A 19,008-nucleotide genomic window follows, 5' to 3' on the forward strand; every position below is an offset into this window, starting at 1 on the left:
GTTATGTTCAGGAATTAATTTTTTGAACTCCATAGGAGAGCAATGAGACACAACCCTCTGCTACTGCTAGGCATACTAGCCGCTTTTTCTGCACCACTTTCTGCCGAAGAGATTGAAAGCTCACCCTTTCAACTTATTTCTATCACAAAAGAAGATCCGATGATCATCGATCAAGAGCTCCCTGAGATCGGCGAACTTCTCACCTTCGATCAGAGCTTCCCAGATACAAGCGACGCGGATATGCTCCAAACTGAGCAGGCAGCTGCCCACAAGTTTGAGGTCTCTCAATCGATAGAAAATACAGAAAACACTGGAGCTCTCTCCACCTCCCTCGAAGAGGAGGACTCCTTTGAGATCTCCGATTTAGAGCGTTCAGAGGTCTTCAGCAAGCCTGTTATTTCACAGATCGACAAGCAGGAGCTCTTTGAAGTTAAACCTACATTTACACAAAAAGAGAAGGCGCAAAAAGCGCTTACTGCAGCGGTCACTCCACCAGCCAAAACAGTGGCTCAGATTCCAGTTAGCATGCCAGTGCACACAGGCCCTATGCTTAAAATCAATCTTGCGCAAGTGTTTGCCGGCTCCCCTATTATCTACTCCCTCTTGGCGAGCTTATCAGTATTTGCGCTCTTTATCTGTCTCTACAACGTCCTCAGCTTACGCGCCACCTCTGATAGTTTTGTGCGCAAAGTTAGACAGAAGCTCTTAAGCAACCAGTATGAAGAGGCTCTTAATCTCTGCCTAAAAAATGACCAGCTCTTTGGAAGAGTTCTCTCTTCTGCAATTGCAGCTAGAAAGCTCGGTTTTGCTCATATGGTTGAGACGATGAAAGCAGAAGGCAAACGCGCAACTGTTGGTTTCTGGCAGCGCATTAGTCTCCTCAACGATATCGCAGTTGTGGCTCCAATGCTTGGTCTGCTCGGCACAGTACTCGGCATGTTCTACGCCTTCTATGATCTCAATAGATCGCAAGAGAGCGTAAACACCCTATTCGACGGCCTAGGCATCTCTGTGGGCACCACAGTTGCAGGCCTTATCGTTGCCATCATGGCGATGATGCTTCACTCGTTTGCGAAGTTCCGCGTTGTACGCGTATTAACTCACATTGAAGATGAGGCGCAGTCTATGGCAGCACTCATGGATCCTAGAACTACCTCATCATCAGAAAAATAGGTCAACAATGAGCATGATTCCTGAGGAAGAGCTACGCAAAAACAACGGAATGAATCTGGCCCCGATGGTGGATTTTCTCTTCCTTGTGATCGCCATCTTTGCAGCGCTGGCAGTTACACGCGCTGCTCTCTTTGATAGCGAAGTTGCTCTAGTTCAGGTGCGTGCTCAAGATAAGAGCTCCCCGCTACGTGGGCAGAATGAGTTCTACACCGTTAATCTCTCCGTAACTGGCGATGGAAACTATAAGTGGCTTACTGAAGAGAGCGAATTCCTCATGGAGAACATCGCAGCAATTCAGCACGAGCTCATCCGTCAACAAGATCTAGGCCTCCTTCCCAAAGAAAAAGAGAAGACTAAGGTTCTCCTCCACATCGATAGACACGCGGAGTGGGCGCCGATCTCAGAGGTCATCTTCGCCGTCCGCGATGCGGGCTTCATCATCCATCCCGTCTACGAACCCAGCGAAAAAAGCTCCTCCTTCTAGCTCTCTTTTTTGGAGTGCGGCGACTCGGCGCCGCTTTTCTCGAGATCGACCTGGCGATCTCCTCTGATTTTAAGCAGGCGCCGAGTCGCCGCACTCCAAAAAAGATAAATTAAATACTCTATTGCAGAAGATTTTTTAGTTCTATTTTAATGCTTCGATAATTATATTATTCAGAATATTTATTATGGAGAATTAATTTATGTCAGTTCGACCAGCAGACGCCACAGCAGCCACTTTTCCCTCTCTACACACAATGCGCGACTCCTCCGATTCATCAGCAGAAGAGAGCGATCTACAACTCCTATTTCCCAAAGAAGCAAGCCCCCAAGCAAGAGCGCTTGTGCGCGATGAGTCATTCTTAAAAAAGACGTACTCTAAAGAGCACATGAAGATGTTGCGCTTTCAGCTCGACAGCTCTTTTTTTGCTGGTGAGGTTAGCCAGCAGCTTCTCGAGGATAGAACTAAGGTAGATGAGTGCGTCAGAAAGATAGAACACCCCAACTGCCTTCAAGCCCTTCTTCAACACCCAGCGCTGTTAAATAGAAAAGTAATTGTGCTAGCAGTGGTCTTTGGCGTTCTGTATATTATCGGCAATTCGATTCCTTCAGATGTCGTGACCTTCGAAGGCTCTCCAGGATGGGCATCAGCTCTAGTGATAACCAAAGTCTTCTCATCAACCTGGGCCGTTTTTAGCGCACTCTCTATCCTATTCAAGAACTACACAACAACGACATACAGCGAACCAATGGCGCTCTCACGAAGCAGAATCGCTGCAACTTTAGAAAGTGAAAGAACGCGCATTGGAATTGTTGCCGTTAGCTTGACAAGGGATTGGATCAACTCTTCTCCTTGCCACGAGAGGCCAACACAACTAACAAAAATGGAAAAACTCGGCTTGTTAAGTGATCAAGCTAATAAGCAGGCGCTAAGAGTTCTGATTTTAAAAAATGTAGACACATTTGAAAAAGCTGGAAAACGTCATTTAAAAGAGTCGCTCGCAAGGTTTCTCTCTTCGGAGAAGGAAGTTATTTCTGTTATCGGACCATTTCTTGACGCAGTTAATTCCATTAGATTAGATACCACAGCAAGTTTTCCTACCGAGGCGGAAGAGATTGCACTCCTAGATGAAAATTCAATGCTTCCTGTTCTTCATTTTTTACGTAGTCGTCAAGAGAGACGCTTCCGAGAGAGATTAGATAATCCCGCCTCAATAGCCACGAGCCCCACTCGTAGAAACTCTGGAGCCGGAGCTGCTGGACTTGGACTCGAATTTAAGGGGGATGGTAAACAGGCGGCACCGGCAGCAGCGCCTACTTTTGGTAGACAGCAGTCCCCTCCTGTCCTTCCACGGCGCAGCCCAGCAAGCGGACCCGTGCCCGCCTTTGCTCCTGTTAAAGCTTTTGCTCTTCAGCCACCGCAAGGAGCCGCAGAACTTAGCGAGATCTCTGTTTCAGTTGGATCATCGGGAGGTTCTCCCAAGAAAGAGTCAACATTGAGACGCCCCTCGTCTCAATCCCCTGCAAAAACAGCACTATCTACTGGAGCCGGGGCAGGAGCCGCCGGCACTGCATCCCAGCGAGGAAGGTCGCCTGTTAGGCGCCCTACCACCCCTACAAAAAACGGAAGGCAATAAACAACGAATTTTAGAACTGGGAAACAGCAAATTTGAAGGAGAGCCGGTTTTTAAAGATATTCACAATATCTTCTGGCTCTCCGGATTTTATAAAATCAGCAAAACGAGCATTAAGATGCTTTCCTTCTGTTCGAAGCCTGCTTACTTCTCCTGAAACATCGGACACATCTCTGTTTTGCATATACTCCGTTATATATCCTCCAAAGGTCGCTTCTGTGCGCTTCTCTTCCACAAGTCGCTCCCTCTCATCATAAGCATTGTTAGGAGCGAACTTCGACCCATTGTGATTTGCAGATGCAACCGCTCGATTTCCAATATAGAAAATTAAATGAACGATCTTTAAGTCCCCTCCGCCTTCCGGATTTCTATAGGCGAGGTTATAGCGAGCAAAAAATGGTGTTTGAGGAGTGCTAACTCGGCTCAGAGGCGCATAATACTCGCCATAGGCGTGATCTGCTTTTTGCAGGAGTCGAAGAAACTGCTGATCTTCTGCAGCGTCCCCAATGCTTCTACCTTCAAAGGTCCGCATGTAGGCTTCATTTACGACATTCTTTATATGGGTCTCCTCATACCAGCCAAATAGTCTGCGGAAGATGCATTGGAGAATATTGAGCTGCATCGTCTGCAGCTGATTTGCATCATTGAAGTAGCTGTAGTCGTACGTGGGAAGAACACAAGATAAAAAGGCCATAAAATCCTCGTTTTATTATGGGAAGCACGCCTACTTACACAAAAATGTTGTAGCCGTTCTCTAATTGTATCATGTTTTGAAATGCAAACTGCAGAGAGAGCTGTGGGTAGGGATCGCCGCCTGCAGCTCCAGTAGAATATTGACGGTACTTTGAAACGCCATCTCTTATAGTTCCATAATCAGTTCCAAAATCATTCGTAGAAGACCAGCCGATTGCACTCATGCCATCTTTTTGAATCTCATCGTTGTATGAATGCTCGTGCCAGACAAGATAGGTATATAACTTGGGCATCTGGCTGCCAGTTAGAACGCCTCGGAGCACACCATTTATGATTTTAGCAACCGGGCTAGCTAAATCCTCTGCAACAGAATCTATCGACGATGAGAGTCGGGAACCTTGGAAAGCATTCCAGGGCATCTTGACCACAAGGCGATCTTCTCGATCTTTGACAATTCCAAATCTGCAGTTTGTTTCACGATCCAAGAAGTCCTTAATCTTCACATCAAACGTAACTGCATAGATCTGCGTAGGAGCAGCTGGGTCTCTCCGAGCCACCATTGAGTATTGAGCTGTAACCTCAGAGGTGTAGTTATCAGGTTCGTCACTAAAGCTGCCGACGAACGTTTTTATCTCTCCTACTTGCTCTAAAGCATTGGCTTTTTCAATGAGCCTTAGTAACTTTTGCGAATTTTCATCCGATATCTTCCAGTCATGATCAAAAGTCAACGGGTATGCCTGCTCAAGAACGGTTTTAAGGTGAGTCTCCTCGTACCAGCCGAATACCTGCCTGAAAATGTATTCTAAAATATTTAATTGACGAGTCTGTAACTCATTCTGGTCATTAAGGTAGATGTACTCTTTGTAGATGGGAAGGATACCAGTTAAAAAGGCCATAAAATCTCCTGTTTGGAGCAGTTATTTTAACTGAAATTTTGTTTCTTCTCAAGGAAGGCGTAGAATTAAAAATATGAGTTAACAACTTGACGAAAAGGAGCTGAAAATCATACAGTTACCAGCCTACCTGCCCAGGTGGTGAAATTGGTAGACACGCCAGATTTAGGTTCTGGTGCCGCAAGGTATGTAGGTTCGAGTCCTATCCTGGGCATTTCTTGTTAATGGAGCGCGCGATGAGAGATGATCTTTTAAAAAGCTTAAGCTCTCAACTTCAAGAGCTGAAGGGGGCAGGGCTGTACAAGAGCGAGAGGGTGATCTCCTCCCCTCAACAGGCTGCGATCCACGTAAAAAACGGAACGAGCGATGTTCTCAACTTCTGCGCCAACAACTACCTTGGCCTCTCAAACCATCCAGCGCTTGTAAAAGCGGCGCAAGAAGCCCTCTCAACCTACGGCTTTGGCCTCTCCTCGGTCCGCTTTATCTGCGGAACACAGACGATTCACAAAGAGCTAGAAAAGCGCCTCTCCCACTTTCTAGGAACAGAAGATACCATTCTCTACTCTTCTTGCTTCGATGCCAATGGAGGCCTCTTTGAAACGCTCCTCTCTGAAGAGGATGCGATCATCAGCGACGAGCTCAACCATGCCAGCATCATCGACGGGATCCGCCTCTGCAAAGCAAAGCGTTTCCGCTACCGCAACAATGATATGCAGGATCTCGAGAGCAAACTGCGCGAAGCAAAGGATTGCAGATTTCGCCTGATTGCAACAGATGGCGTCTTCTCGATGGACGGGATCATCGCCAACTTGCAAGCGATCTGCGATCTAGCAGATAAGTATGATGCGCTCGTAATGGTGGATGACTCTCACGCTGTGGGTTTTGTGGGTGAAAATGGACGAGGAACGCACGAGCTCTGCAAGGTGATGGACCGAGTCGACATCATCACCGGGACGCTTGGCAAGGCACTTGGCGGCGCCTCCGGTGGATACACAAGCGGACGAAAAGAGATCATCGAATGGCTTAGACAGCGTTCGCGCCCCTACCTCTTCTCGAACACACTCGCTCCTGTGATTACAGCCACCTCTTTAGAAGTATTAAATCTTCTCGAATCGAGCGGAGAGCTCAGAAAGAGACTTAAAGAAAATACGATCCACTTCCGCACAGGAATGGAGAAGCTAGGATTTAAACTGGTTCCAGGAAGTCACCCGATTATCCCTGTGATGCTCGGCGATGCAAAGCTTGCAAGTGAACTTGCAAGCGAGCTTCTTCACGAGGGAATCTACGTGATTGCCTTCTCCTACCCTGTTGTTCCTAAAGATAAGGCGCGCATCCGCGTGCAGATCTCAGCGGGACACGAGAAAAAACACATTGAACACGCGCTCGCCGCTTTCGCAAAAGTAGGCCGCAAACTCGGAGTCATTTAATCATATGAAAGCGCTTGGAAAACTGAAGAGAGAGACGGGTCTCTGGATGTATGACGCTCCGATGCCAGAGGTTGGACCCAACGACCTGCTCATCAAGATAAAAAAGACCGCAATCTGCGGAACCGATCTTCACATCTACCAGTGGGACAAGTGGGCTCAAGATACTATTCCTGTTCCAATGACTGTGGGACACGAGTTTGTGGGCACTGTTGAGAAGGTTGGAAGCGCCGTCTCTGGCTTCAATCGCGGAGATCGCGTCTCTGGAGAAGGCCACCTGATCTGCGGCCAGTGCAGAAACTGTAGAGCCGGCAAGTTCCACCTTTGCAGAAACACGCTGGGAGTGGGAGTAAATCGTACGGGCTGTTTTGCTGAGTATATCGCCATCCCTGCGTCTAACGCTTTCCCCGTTCCAGAAGATATCAGCGATGAGATCGCCTCCTTCTTCGATCCCCTTGGAAATGCAGTTCACACGGCCCTCTCTTTCGATCTTGTCGGTGAAGACGTACTGATCACTGGCGCCGGCCCAATTGGAATCATGGCTGCGGCAATTGCTCGTCATGTAGGCGCTCGCCACGTTGTAATTACCGACATCAACGAGTATCGCCTCAACCTCGCTAAGAAGATGGGCGTTACACGCGCCGTTAACGTTAAAGAGACAAACCTCACCGAGGTGATGAAAGAGCTCGGGATGAAAGAGGGCTTCGATGTGGGTCTTGAGATGTCTGGCAGCCCATCTGCCTTTCAGAACATGATCGACGCAATGAATCACGGGGGCAAGATCGCCCTCTTGGGAATTCTTCCTGATGGAGCCTCGATCGCTTGGACAAGAGTGATCTTTAAGAGTCTCTTCATTAAAGGTATTTATGGACGCGAAATGTTTGAGACCTGGTATAAGATGGCTAGCATGCTGCAAAGCGGGCTGGACGTCAAACCTGTGGTCACACACACATTCGCGGCAGACGACTTCCAGAAAGCTTTCGATGTCATGCTCGCAGGGCAGTCAGGGAAAGTTATTCTGAATTGGTCGTAAATATAGATGCACGAAAAATACATCCGCTGGTTCTCAGAGCTTAAAGCTACGGACACGCCCTTAGTTGGCGGAAAAAACGCCTCTCTAGGCGAGATGTTCTCAAACTTAAGCAGTCAAGGAATCGCTGTTCCAGATGGCTTTGCAACCACTGCAGACGCCTATTGGGACTTTCTTAAGCATAACCATTTAAAAGAGAAGATCCGAAACGAGCTAAAGAGATGGAAGGGCGACGAGGCTGGCCTTAGACGCACGGGAAAAGCTATCCGCAGCATGATCGGAAGGTCGACCCTCCCCGACTCTCTCACCACCGCAATCAAGACAGCCTACAAGACACTTTCAAAGCAGGACTCTCGAAAAGAGATAGATGTCGCTGTAAGAAGCAGCGCGACCGCGGAAGATCTGCCGACTGCGAGCTTCGCGGGACAGCAGGAGAGCTTCTTGAATGTCGTGGGTGAAGAGGATCTGATCGACGCCTGCATTAAATGTTTCGTCTCCCTATTTACAGATCGAGCCATCTTCTACCGCCACACCCAGGGCTTCGACCAGATGCAGGTGGCGCTTTCCATTGGCATACAGAAGATGGTCCGTGCAGACCTTGCGGGCTCAGGCGTGATCTTTACGCTAGATCCAGAAAGCGGCTTCCCAGGCGTTGTGATGATCTCTGCCGGATGGGGGCTTGGAGAGAATGTGGTCCAGGGAGCCATCGTGCCAGATCAGTACCTGGTTTTTAAACCCCTTCTCGGCAAGAAAACACTGCTGCCTATTTTAGAAAAAACTCTGGGAAAGAAAGAGAAGAAGCTAGTCTATGCAAAGGGCGGACGCACCAGAAACATCACCACCTCTAAAAAAGAGCAGGCTGCGTACGTATTGAGCGACCAGGAGATCCTCACGCTAGGAAAATGGGCAGCTCAAATCGAGCGCCACTATAAGCGAGCAATGGATATCGAGTGGGCAAAAGATGGCAAGAGCGGAAAGCTCTACATCGTGCAAGCGCGACCAGAAACGATCCACTCGCAGAAGAAGGGTGCGACCTACAAGAGCTATAACATTAAGCGTAGAGGAAAAGTAGTAGCCGAGGGGCTCGCAATTGGCGAGGCGATCGTGACGGCTCCCGCTCAGGTGATTAAGACAATTTCAGAGATAGGCAAGTTCAAGAAGGGATCGATTCTTGTGACTCCGATGACCTCCCCGGATTGGGTGCCGATCATGGAAGAGGCCGCAGGGATCATTACGGATCACGGAGGGCGCACCTCACATGCGGCTATCGTCAGTAGAGAGCTTGGTCTTCCCGCTATCGTCGGCTGCGGCAGTGCAACCAGAACGATAAAAAATGGAGCGCAGATCACACTCTCCTGTGCAGAGGGAGAGCGCGGCTTCGTCTACGCTGGAAAAGTGGATTTTGAAGAGAACGAGATCAGCCTTGATAAGATCCCCGAGACGCCTGTTCAGATCATGCTTAATATCGCAAGTCCTGAAGCTGCCTTCCGCACCTGGCAGCTCCCCGCCAAGGGGGTTGGACTTGCTAGGATGGAGTTTATCATCAACAACATCATCAAGATCCATCCGATGGCTCTTGTTCATCCTGAAAGGGTTAAAGATGCAAAAACAAGAAAAACTATCGAGAAGCTAACCGCGGGTTATAAAGATAAGAAGCAGTATTTCATCGATAAGCTCGCAGAGGGCATCGCAAAAATCGCAGCTACGCGTTATCCCCATCCCGTGATCGTCCGCATGAGCGATTTTAAGACAAACGAGTATGCCAATCTGATCGGCGGCGAGTATTTTGAGCCGAAAGAAGAGAATCCAATGCTGGGCTTTCGCGGAGCCTCTCGCTACTACAATCCCCGCTATCGCGAAGGCTTCGACCTCGAGTGCGCCGCCCTCTGCCAGGTGAGAAAAAAGATGGGCCTCACCAACACACTTCCTATGATCCCTTTCTGCAGAACTCTTGAAGAGGCCGACCGCGTTCTTGAGGTGATGGCTGAAAATGGCCTGAAAAGAGGCGAAGAGGGTCTGCAAGTCTATGTCATGGCCGAAATCCCCTCCAATATCATCTTGGCTGAAGAGTTTTCAGACCGCTTTGATGGCTTCTCCATCGGATCGAACGATCTAACTCAGCTTATCTTAGGGATAGACCGCGACTCGGCAGAGCTTGCTCCCCTCTTCGATGAGCGCAATCCCTCTGTGAAAAAGATGATCTCCGACCTGATAAAAGTCGCCCACCGAAAAGGCAGAAAGGTCGGTATCTGCGGCCAGGCGCCAAGCGACTACCCGGACTTCGCCGAATTCCTCGTCTCCTCAGGCATCGACTCCCTCTCGCTCAACCCCGACAGCATCCTCCCTACCATCCACCAACTCACCTCCAAAAAGAAGAAATAGCCCCTGTAATATTCTTTATTGTTTTTTAGAATGTATAAATTAGCAGAATAGACATGTCGGGTAGGCCAGGGGAAAGCTGCGCTTTCTCTCGGGGCCTCCCTGCGACCCTCTTGCGCTGCATCTCGCTTTGCCAAATCGCGTCCTCGGAGAAGGGGTGTACAGAGTACTACCCCGTTGGCGCGCTCACCGCGCTCTCCTGCGGGTGCAATTTTGCTGTGCGCGGGTCCCTTTCGCGTCCAGTCGCAGTAGTAGATAAAGAGACTGAAGACCTTTCTCTTCAAACTCTTTGCCTAGCCCTGCGACTGGACGCGAAAGGGGCCCGCACCGACAGGGGTGGGATGAGCTGCCTCGAGCAGCCGATCGCTTCAGATCGCACAGCAAAACCGAAGCGCAGGAAAGCCGGCCAGGCGTACAGGGTAGGGCAATGGCCCACTCTGTTTTCGAGCACACGGTTTGGCAAAGCGAGGTGAAGCGCAAGGAGGTCGCAGGAGGTGTGGCGCAAGCGCACACCATCCGACATGTCTATTCAACTAAGAAGAAAAAAATTAAAACATAAAAAAAAGGATAGCCCGAAGGCTATCCCCTTGCTGTGCTGTTGCACTTTTGGTGCACTAGCGTTACAGCTGGCCGAGTTCAATAAGTTCCGCGATATTGTTCTCAAACTTCGACTTGCTAAGGAAGAAGTCCGCAGCATGTCTTGTACGAGAATGAGGATCGTGGTCTGTGATGAACCTGCTCTGCATTGTAACCATATCAGCACGCAATTTGATATTTTGTGCTTCAAGTTCAGCAATACGTCTTCGACGCTCTTCATCTTCTGTATGGATTTTCAAGACCTCGCCTGTATTGCGAGCAATCATGATTTTAGCATGTTCGATATCAGCAGAAAGTGCTAAAGGATCAGAAGCGCCCGAAATGAGCTTTTCTTTTCTAGCAATGTCTCTCTGAAGATTATCGTTCATCTCTTGGAGTTCGCGTACACGCAGAACGTTATGGTTCTGTAGTGTTAAGCGATCTTCTCCTGAATAAAAGCCAGCGCGCTCTTCTAAAGAAAAATTCTTTCTAACGGGCTGAGCTAGCACTGTCTCTTGAAGATGGGCCCCGTTAACGTGACCATCTACAGAGAAAGTGGCTTGATGTGCGTCAGACTGTCCATTTGTCAACACATGTGGTTGCATAGATACCCCCGATTTTGCAACAATTGCCACCCGGAAGAAATTCCAGGTAGCGAGAGGCGATATTTATAATTAACATTACGCCTCTATGCTTATAATATATAATAAAACATTAGTTTGTCAAAATTAATTGGTTATTATTAATTACAAATTTTTAACTTCTTATTATTACTTGTTTACAAAACAAAAATCTTAACAAACCCTTAATACATGAACGAATCATGCCCCTGTGGAACAGGTAGAGATTATTCAAAATGCTGCGGACCCTTCCATAGAGGAGAACTCCCCAAAACAGCCCTCGAGCTCATGCGCTCCCGCTACTCTGCCTACGCATTGGGAGTTATCGACTATATCATTGAGACGACCCACCCGCTGCACCACGACTGGGGACAAGATAGAGAGGCTTGGAAAAAACAGCTTCTAGCCTTTTCAACAAACACCGACTTTGAACGCCTAGAGATACTGGGCGCCGAAGAGGGAAGCGAGGTCGGATTTGTTACCTTTACAGCCCATTTAAGACAGGCTGGACAAGACAGGACATTTACCGAGAGAAGTCGCTTTGAAAAGCTAAAAGGACGGTGGCTATACCTCAGCGGCTCAATTTTCTAGTTTTTTCAAATAGGATTCCTCTGTTAACCTCTATGCACAACTTGCCGACACTACCACTAGGAATGCGATATGACCTCCTTTACGAAAACTCTTCTGGCCTCAGCTTTCACTTTTCTTATCGTAAATAGCGCCTTTTCCACATCAACTACGCCTCACCCTGTTGCTCCACCGCAGATCTCCCAAGTTCCGGAAGAGAACCCAGAGAATCTTCCCCTCTTTGCGCTCACACACAACTGGTTAAGAGAGAGTGCAGTTGAGGGAAGAGATATCGGCCTTGGAGATGGGTCAAACTGGCGTGTTGAACCATCATACCGCAGCGAAGCGGCCTCTTGGATCCCAGGAGACCCTCTTCTCCTCTCTCCAAACTACATGCCATTTTCTTCAAACCTGTACTGGCTCAAAAACCTACGCACTAAGACCTATATTCTCGTGGATGTCATTCGCGAACCATACGACCGCGGCGAGCACTCTCATTTCGTATCTACCCATTCAGAAGATGGCGCAATCATCTACCTGGAAAATCGAGTAGGGTTCGAAATCGATAGGCGCGACCGTTGGCTTTCACAAGAGTGGCTCTATGAGGACCATATAGTTATCGGCGCAAGCAACGCTTGGTTTGGAACGTACGAGTTTATTCTCTATAACGTGAACCTGAACCACTATGTAAGAGCAAAACTACACAAATAGGAAGACCTCCAATGACACAAGCAGCTCATCTTACTCCTTCTAGCCACACTTTCAACTTTCCAGAGTTCACGGCGGATGCTGAAACAATTGGCAAGCAGAACTGTTCCGGATTTAGTTTCTGGTTTACGGCCCAGCTTGTTGGGATGTGCGCTCTTGCCCTCTTCGGCGTATTCCTAGTGATCGAATGGCCAGCTATCGCCGTTCCGGTTGTGATCATCTTCGGTGCAAACCTGGCCATTGATGGTCTTAATCTCTTCCGCTCCTGCCTCCCCTAAGAAAGAATAGAGAAGCTCTTTTTTTGGAGTGCGGCGACTCGGCGCCGCTTTTCTTAAAATCGACTTGTCGATTTTTTCTAGCATGGACGCTTCTTGTTATACCTGTTTGCAATTAAGAGAGATCGCCAGGTCGATCTCAAGAAAAGCGGCGCCGAGTCGCCGCACTCCAAAAGGTTTTCTTTTGTCAGAAAAAATTTGATCGGCTACCGTTGAGGTGTCTGATTTTTTGGAGGAATTTATGGTAAAAGAAAAAGAAGTACGCAAAGAAGATCGCAAAAAGCCGCAGAAGACGCTTAAAGAGAAGCGCGCTGCTAAGCTCGAGAAGAAAAAAGCGAAATAGTCCTTGAGATAGGACACTGGGGATTCCAGTGTCCTATTTTTCTATAAAGAGGAAGGGAATCTCCATCTCCTCTTTCGTAAGCCCGCCATGCGCTCCAAAAAAGTGCTGCTCAAAATGGTTCTTCTCATACCACCAGACAGCCTCTCCCTTATATGGCAAGATCACCAGATTTCCCACGCGTCCTAAAAACTCTTTAGAGAGTGGCAGCTGTCCGAAAATCCCCTCTTGAATCAAGCTATCTGTAAGGTAAACCTCTGCCCGACCATCCAGAAACTTTCTTAAAGTCTCTTGCATTTCAAGCAGATCTTCCTCTTTGATATGGAGAAAGAAATCTCTGCACGACCCCGCAGGCGCGATAAGCTCTCCTTTGCGGTTGCGCTGAATATGCTTTTCGATTGGCATTTCTAGATTTAGGTAGGTGGTCTTTTTGGGATCTACAGAGACCATCCCATGATCGGAGATGACTGCACACGCAATTTTTCGGTCGCTATTTTCCAGCTTCTGCCAAAAACTCTTCTCCATCTCACTCCAGAACTCGTCCATAGCCTTTTCAAAAGCCTCTGAACCAACTCCATAACGGTGTCCCATCGAGTCGATGTCGCTGAAATAGAGAAAGACGTAGTGGGGCTCATCTTTGACTTCACTACAGATCTCCACGAGATTCTCAAGCGCCTGCCCAATTTTCCCGTAAGGGAGAGCCTTCGCTCCCTTAAGCATGACTTGCGAATAGACAGATTGTGAAATCGTATAGTGCTGCATCGCAAAACTTCTCACACCCTCCTTGTGCAGCTGCTCGTAAAAGGTGTGAGTTGGGTAGATCTCTTTGGGCGAGATGCCCGTCTTTTTTAGAGTTTCGATTCTTCCATCTCCGGCAAAAGAGAAGAGAAGAGGTGAGATTACGCAATCTAATTTGGGCTCATAGTAAAACCACTCATACACGCCGCTCTGGCCCACAGGAAGCCCCGTGTTCATCGTCGTCACATGAGCAGCTGTCGTCGAAGGAAATTGAGAGGTGATCTTACTAACAACACCCTCTTTTTTAAATCTCTTTAGAAAGGGATACTTGTCGGCGTATTTTTCAAAAAATTGCCAGCCAAAACCATCTACAAAAAGAAGGATAACGAGGTCGTGAGATCCATAAGACCCACCAACAGCCTCGGCTGGTAGTGCAGGAAGAAGGCCCTCTTCTAAACCAAGAAGAGCTCTGATGGTTCCTGGAACGCGTGAAAAACAGTAGGAGTCGTATAGAGGCTTGCGAAAACTCTTAGAGAAGTGAGATGCATCGACGAGTTCAATCGAGCGTTTATTGATCATCTTGCTGCTGCTGAGAAGTGGTGAACAAGACTTTCGGCCGCTTTCTTTGCAACTTCATAACGACACTCCTCGGTGCCTGTCCCCAGATGAGGCAGAACAAGACAGTTGTCGAGATGCAGAAGAGGGTGTTGGGCAGGAAGAGGTTCTGGGTCTGTTACATCGAGTGCTGCTCCACGCAGAATCCCTGTTGTAAGCGCTTTGTAGAGATCGTCGGTGTTTACAATTGCACCTCGAGCTAAATTGATCAAAATGGGTTTTCTAACCATTTTTTTCATGGAAGAGAGATCGATTAGATTTCTTGTCTCAGCTGTAAGCGGCACATGGAGAGACAAGTAGTCGACTCGTTTATAAAACTCCTCAAGGCCAACCTGTTCTATACACCTTCCCATCTCGGGCTCAAAAGTGACTTGCGATCTGTGATAGACAACGATCTTAAGTCCAAAGCCTGCAGCACGTCTTGCTACCGCTTTTCCAATTCTTCCATATCCAAAAATTCCAAATGTTTTTCCTTGAAGCTCTTCTCCAAGGAAGAGCATCGGTTCAAACTGCTTCCACCGCCCGGCACGGACGTAGGCGCTCGCTTCAGGAATTCTTCTTATCATCGCAAGGAGAATCCCGAGTGTAAGGTCGGCGGTGCTATTTGTAACAATGTCCGGAGTGTTATAAACCGCGATTCCCATCTTACGTGCAGAAGCGACATCGATGTTATCCAAACCAACGGCGCAATTGGAGACCGCCTTGAGTCGCTTTCCTGCTCTGAGCACCTCTTCATCGATAAGATCCACATAAGTTGTAAGTAATCCATCGCAATTTTTAACGGCTTCTATCAACTCTTTTTTTGTAATCACATTCTCTCCAGCGAACTCCTCCACATGGAAGTGGTTAGAGAGCAGCTCTCTAGCTACAGGAGTGATCTTTCTTGTAATGAAAATGTGCTGTGAAAATTTGCTCATACGGGTATGCTCTGGTTCCTAAAATTACTTTCACATTTTTAAAATTAAATGACCAGTACTACACCTAGAATCGTCCGCACGCTAAGCGTCTTCTCTCTTGCCATGATCAACGTGGCTGCAATAGGAAGTGTAAAAAACTGGCCGCTTATTGCTGAATATGGCTTCTCAGCTATCTTCTTCTACCTACTCGCTGCTCTTGTCTTCTTTCTACCCATCTCACTCGTCTCAGCGGAACTTGCCACGGGATGGCCAAAACTTGGAGGCATCTACGTCTGGGTAAAGGAGGCGTTCGGCCACAGAACGGGGTTTCTTGCGATCTGGCTTCTCTGGTTTGAGAATGTGATCTGGTATCCCACTATACTCTCTTTTGTTGCTGCAACAATCGCTTACATCTTCAATCCCCTTCTTGCTCATAGCCGCATCTACACTGGAGCAATGATTTTAATTCTCTACTGGATTGCAACACTTGCAAACCTACGCGGAATGCGCTTCTCAAGTTGGGTAAGCTCGTTTAGCGTGATCTGCGGCACGTTCCTTCCTGGCCTTCTGATTATCGGCCTTGGAATCGCCTGGTTCTTTAGTGGCAAGCCCCTTCAAATCGACTTTACACCCGAGAGCCTCTTTCCCAACATGGGCAGCCTGCAGCCATGGATTATTTTTACCGGAGTTCTTCTGACTCTTGCTGGAATCGAGATGTCTGCAATCCACGCACGCGATGTAAAAAACCCCCAGAAAGACTATCCAAAAGCGATCATGCTCACCTTCTTGCTGATTGTAGGATTAACACTTCTAGGAGTTCTTTCGATCGCAAGTGTCATTCCTCATGAAAAGATCAGCCTGGTAGCCGGCTCGCTTCAAGCCTTCTCCATCTTTGTGGAGAGCAGCCACTTAAGCTTTCTAACTCCTTACATCGCCGTCTGCATCGCAATTGGCGCCATGGGAGCTGTCAGCACTTGGATCATTGGTCCAACAAGAGGGCTTCTTGCAGCGGCTCAATCTGGAGATCTTCCTCCCCTTTTCAGAAAAGTGAACAGCCATGGGATGCCAACAACTCTGCTCCTTTGCCAAGGAGCGATCGTCTCCATCCTCTCACTGCTCTTTATCCTGCTTCCCACTGTTAACTCCGCCTACTGGATCCTCACCGTCCTCGTCAGCCTGCTCTATCTGATCATGTACTTTCTCATGTTTGCAGCGGCAATCAAGCTGCGTTACAAACGTCCAGAAGTAGAGAGAAGTTATAGGGTTCCAGGAGGCAATGTGGGCATGTGGATCGTCGCTGGGATAGGAATTTTAAGCTCAGTCTTCTCCTTTACCGTGGGTTTCTTTCCTCCCACCTCTTTTACTCAGGAAGGATCTACCGCTTGTCCTAGCTTTTACGTCACCTTTTTAATGGTCGGAGTGCTTCTAGTCTGCATCAGCCCATTTATCATTCTCTCTTTTAGAAAGCCGTCGTGGAGCCACCCAGAAAAATCATGAAAAAGGAAGTAAGAGGAGAAGACTCCTGGGAGAGCTCAAATCGCTGGTATGACAAGATCGTAGGCCCGAAGGGGCACTACTACCATCAGAGAGTCGTCCTACCTGGCGTGATGAAGCTCCTTAACCTCTCTGCAACATCTGAGAACAAACTCCTCGACCTCGCCTGTGGGCAAGGAGTCCTCTCAAGACACCTTCCGCGCGGGACTGGCTACTTAGGCGTAGACGCCTCCCCCTCGCTAATACAAGCTGCTGAAAGGCAGAAGCAAGAGGCCTCCCATCATTTTAAAGTCGCCGACTTAAAACTCCCCCTCTCCATCAAAGAGCGCGACTTTTCACACGCCACAATTATTCTAGCTCTGCAGAATATAGCGGAACCTCAGATGGTGTTGAAAAACGCCGCCAGTCTATTAAAAAAAGGCGGGAGATTTATCCTCGTTCTCAGCCACCCCTGCTTCCGTATTCCCAGACAATCCTCTTGGCAAATCGATCAGCAGAAAAAAATCCAATTTCGTCGCATCGACAGGTACTACTCCCCTCTGGAGATCCCGATTCAAACAAATCCAAGCCATGGCGATGAGTCCGCCTCCACCTGGACCTACCACCACCCTCTCTCAAGCTATAGCCTCTGGTTAAAAGAGGCGGGCTTTGTTATCGAGCAGATGGAGGAGTGGCTGTCGGACAAGAAGAGCGTTGGCCCTACAGCTACAATGGAGAACCGGAGCAGGCAGGAGTTTCCACTCTTCCTCGCCCTCGCCTGCATTCGAACTTAAGGAGAAAAAGAAGAAACGAGACCTACCCCATCCTCACCAGCAATTAAGCGCATCCCTTTCATTGCTCCCAGCTGTTAAACTATTATTTGAAAATAAATGAAGGCTATTGCATATGAGGATTATGCGACGTCTTCTAATCCTTCTACTCCTGCTCGTTTTTTCGCGAGTACAAGCGCAATCGAATGCTGAGGAGACCTTTACCTCACCTCCTCCTAACCTACCTGTTAAGGTGGAGACCAGTTTCTACCTTGTCGACCTCGTTACCATTGATGAAAAGGCAGAGACCTTTCTCGCCGACGTCTACTTCAGCTTTAAATGGAACGACCCGCGTCTAGTATTTGGAGCCACAGATCACAAGCCCAAGGTCTATCTCGAAGAGCGCGCCGCAGCAATACTTAAAGAGATCTGGTGGCCACAGATCGAATTTCTTACAGCGAGCCTCCCGATTTATAACAACCGCTCTGTATTTATCTTTCCCGATGGAGATGTCGAATACTACATCGCAGTGACAGGCAACTTCCGCACCCGATTCGACTTCAAACGCTTCCCTTTTGACACGCAAACTCTGGATATAAAGATCGACTCCTTTTTATGGGATAAGAACATCCTAGAGTTCGTTCCAGCTAAGGGAAAGGTGCTTTTTCATAAAGCTCTTGAAGATACGCGCAACGAAGCCTCCATCTTGAGACTACACGACATTGCGGGAACAACACCTGGACCTATCCTCGAAAACTTAGGAAATACCAGTGAGTATTCGACCTATGAAGTTGTGATCGAGACCGAAAGGAAGTATGGATTCTTTGTCTACCAGATCTTCATCCCGCTCTTCTTAGTTCTCGGCATCGCTTGCACAGTGTTTTTTGCCCATAAAGAGCCCTTCCTAGACCGCATTATGGTGAGCTTGACTGCCTTCCTGGTCTTCATTGCTACCAAGTTTATGATTAACCAGGATCTGCCCCAGATAGGCTACATGACCTTCATCGATAAGATCTTCGTGGTCTCCTATATCTGCATCGGCGTGACAGTAGCAGTCAGTGTTCTCGAGAAGCTCTGGTCACCAAAAAACGAGAAGCGAGCAAAAAAGCTCGACGAACTGATGCGCTTAATTACCCCTATTACATTCATCCTTCTCTTCATACTCCTCTTCTTCCTCGAATAAATCAGAGTTTGAAGGCTTCGCGCTTTTTCAGGCGCTCTTCAGATTCTGTGCGGCGGCGCGTTCTGCGATCTTCGGCTTCGGCAAACCTGCGTTTTTCGAGGGGGGTTTCGGGGATAATCGTGGGAACTGGGGTAGGTTTTTTTTGGGAGTCGACGGCAACGAAAGTGAAGTAGGCCGATAGAATATGGTGCCTCTCCCCAGTCTTATAGTGTTCACTTAAAACTTTAACTCCAATCTCCATAGAGGTCCTCCAGGTGCGATTGACAGAGGCCCTAAAGATGAGAATGTCACCCTCCTGAGCTGGCCCTAGAAAGTGCATCGCGTCTACAGAGGCGGTAACGCAAGTGCTTCCACTATGCCTTTCAGCCACCACAAGCGCGGTTCGGTCGAGAATAGCCATGACTAGGCCTCCAAACACTGTCTTATTGGAGTTGAGATCGTTTGGAAAGACCTTGTAGGTATGGTCATTGACTGCCGAATCACTCACCTTTTTTGATGCCACCTTCTCCATAAGAACCTCAAATAATTTCTTGTCTTCTAC

At 48.2% G+C, this 19,008-nt stretch carries 18 protein-coding genes and 1 tRNA gene; 13 read left to right on the top strand and 6 right to left on the bottom strand.

Annotated features, from left to right (window positions below; all coding sequences use genetic code 11):
* Positions 1-42: 42 nt before the first annotated feature.
* From HYX48_05165 to HYX48_05175, 3 genes are all read left to right on the top strand, one after another.
* The gene (locus HYX48_05165) at positions 43-1,173 is read left to right on the top strand and encodes a MotA/TolQ/ExbB proton channel family protein (GenBank protein ID MBI2743288.1); all 1,131 of its coding nucleotides are present in this window, start codon (positions 43-45) and stop codon (positions 1,171-1,173) included.
* Between the two features lie 7 nt (positions 1,174-1,180).
* Positions 1,181-1,657 (top strand): hypothetical protein, encoded by a 477-nt coding sequence (locus tag HYX48_05170; GenBank protein MBI2743289.1) that lies wholly within the window; start codon positions 1,181-1,183, stop codon positions 1,655-1,657.
* A gap of 199 nt (positions 1,658-1,856) precedes the next feature.
* On the top strand, positions 1,857-3,290 hold the full coding sequence (locus HYX48_05175) for a hypothetical protein (protein MBI2743290.1): 1,434 nt from the start codon (positions 1,857-1,859) through the stop codon (positions 3,288-3,290).
* A gap of 10 nt (positions 3,291-3,300) precedes the next feature.
* On the opposite strand, the gene HYX48_05180 is transcribed toward HYX48_05175, so the two are convergent.
* On the bottom strand, positions 3,301-3,981 hold the full coding sequence (locus HYX48_05180; GenBank protein MBI2743291.1) for a hypothetical protein: 681 nt from the start codon (positions 3,979-3,981) through the stop codon (positions 3,301-3,303).
* 34 nt (positions 3,982-4,015) lie between these two features.
* A complete protein-coding gene (locus HYX48_05185; protein ID MBI2743292.1) occupies positions 4,016-4,876 on the bottom strand; it encodes a hypothetical protein in 861 nt (286 codons plus the stop codon).
* 129 nt (positions 4,877-5,005) lie between these two features.
* On the opposite strand from HYX48_05185, the gene HYX48_05190 reads away from it, so the two are divergent.
* The 4 genes from HYX48_05190 to ppsA all read left to right on the top strand — a co-directional run bounded on the left by HYX48_05190 (position 5,006) and on the right by ppsA (position 9,709).
* Positions 5,006-5,087: transfer RNA gene (locus HYX48_05190), tRNA-Leu, on the top strand.
* 22 nt (positions 5,088-5,109) lie between these two features.
* Positions 5,110-6,300, top strand: coding sequence for a glycine C-acetyltransferase (locus HYX48_05195; GenBank protein MBI2743293.1), 1,191 nt, complete (start codon positions 5,110-5,112; stop codon positions 6,298-6,300).
* Between the two features lie 4 nt (positions 6,301-6,304).
* Positions 6,305-7,330 carry an L-threonine 3-dehydrogenase gene (gene tdh, locus HYX48_05200; protein MBI2743294.1) on the top strand — a complete coding sequence of 342 codons (1,026 nt, stop codon included), beginning with the start codon at positions 6,305-6,307 and terminating at the stop codon, positions 7,328-7,330.
* A 6-nt stretch (positions 7,331-7,336) separates the two neighbouring features.
* Complete coding sequence (ppsA, locus tag HYX48_05205) at positions 7,337-9,709, top strand: phosphoenolpyruvate synthase (protein ID MBI2743295.1); 2,373 nt, start codon at positions 7,337-7,339, stop codon at positions 9,707-9,709.
* Positions 9,710-10,326: 617 nt separating this feature from the next.
* Here the strand turns inward: ppsA and HYX48_05210 are convergent.
* Positions 10,327-10,887: a hypothetical protein gene (locus HYX48_05210; protein MBI2743296.1), complete on the bottom strand. Its 561-nt coding sequence runs from the start codon at positions 10,885-10,887 to the stop codon at positions 10,327-10,329.
* A 207-nt stretch (positions 10,888-11,094) separates the two neighbouring features.
* Here HYX48_05210 and HYX48_05215 point away from each other — a divergent pair, with 207 nt between their 5' ends.
* The 3 genes from HYX48_05215 (at position 11,095) to HYX48_05225 (ending at position 12,455) form a co-directional block, all read left to right on the top strand.
* On the top strand, positions 11,095-11,493 hold the full coding sequence (locus HYX48_05215; GenBank protein ID MBI2743297.1) for an SEC-C domain-containing protein: 399 nt from the start codon (positions 11,095-11,097) through the stop codon (positions 11,491-11,493).
* Between the two features lie 69 nt (positions 11,494-11,562).
* Positions 11,563-12,180: a hypothetical protein gene (locus HYX48_05220; GenBank protein ID MBI2743298.1), complete on the top strand. Its 618-nt coding sequence runs from the start codon at positions 11,563-11,565 to the stop codon at positions 12,178-12,180.
* Between the two features lie 11 nt (positions 12,181-12,191).
* Positions 12,192-12,455, top strand: a complete 264-nt coding sequence (locus tag HYX48_05225) for a hypothetical protein (protein MBI2743299.1) — start codon at positions 12,192-12,194, stop codon at positions 12,453-12,455.
* Positions 12,456-12,828: 373 nt separating this feature from the next.
* On the opposite strand, the gene HYX48_05230 is transcribed toward HYX48_05225, so the two are convergent.
* Both HYX48_05230 and HYX48_05235 read right to left on the bottom strand, forming a co-directional pair.
* Entirely contained in the window at positions 12,829-14,109 is a 1,281-nt protein-coding gene (locus HYX48_05230; protein MBI2743300.1) for an alkaline phosphatase family protein, read from the bottom strand.
* Positions 14,106-15,062, bottom strand: coding sequence for a D-glycerate dehydrogenase (locus HYX48_05235; GenBank protein ID MBI2743301.1), 957 nt, complete (start codon positions 15,060-15,062; stop codon positions 14,106-14,108). The genes HYX48_05230 and HYX48_05235 overlap by 4 nt, the downstream gene beginning before the upstream one ends.
* A 48-nt stretch (positions 15,063-15,110) precedes the next feature.
* Between HYX48_05235 and HYX48_05240 the strand changes: the two genes are divergently transcribed.
* The 3 genes from HYX48_05240 to HYX48_05250 all read left to right on the top strand — a co-directional run bounded on the left by HYX48_05240 (position 15,111) and on the right by HYX48_05250 (position 18,467).
* Entirely contained in the window at positions 15,111-16,538 is a 1,428-nt protein-coding gene (locus tag HYX48_05240) for an amino acid permease (GenBank protein MBI2743302.1), read from the top strand.
* Positions 16,535-17,308: a class I SAM-dependent methyltransferase gene (locus HYX48_05245; protein MBI2743303.1), complete on the top strand. Its 774-nt coding sequence runs from the start codon at positions 16,535-16,537 to the stop codon at positions 17,306-17,308. Before HYX48_05240 ends, HYX48_05245 begins: the two co-directional genes overlap by 4 nt.
* A gap of 121 nt (positions 17,309-17,429) precedes the next feature.
* Positions 17,430-18,467, top strand: a complete 1,038-nt coding sequence (locus tag HYX48_05250; GenBank protein ID MBI2743304.1) for a hypothetical protein — start codon at positions 17,430-17,432, stop codon at positions 18,465-18,467.
* A gap of 1 nt (position 18,468) precedes the next feature.
* Here the strand turns inward: HYX48_05250 and HYX48_05255 are convergent, their stop codons facing one another.
* Positions 18,469-18,978 (bottom strand): acyl-CoA thioesterase, encoded by a 510-nt coding sequence (locus HYX48_05255; protein MBI2743305.1) that lies wholly within the window; start codon positions 18,976-18,978, stop codon positions 18,469-18,471.
* Positions 18,979-19,008: the final 30 nt, after the last annotated feature.

This window comes from Chlamydiales bacterium (genome assembly GCA_016185065.1).
In the GTDB taxonomy this organism is placed as follows: domain Bacteria; phylum Chlamydiota; class Chlamydiia; order Chlamydiales; family Rhabdochlamydiaceae.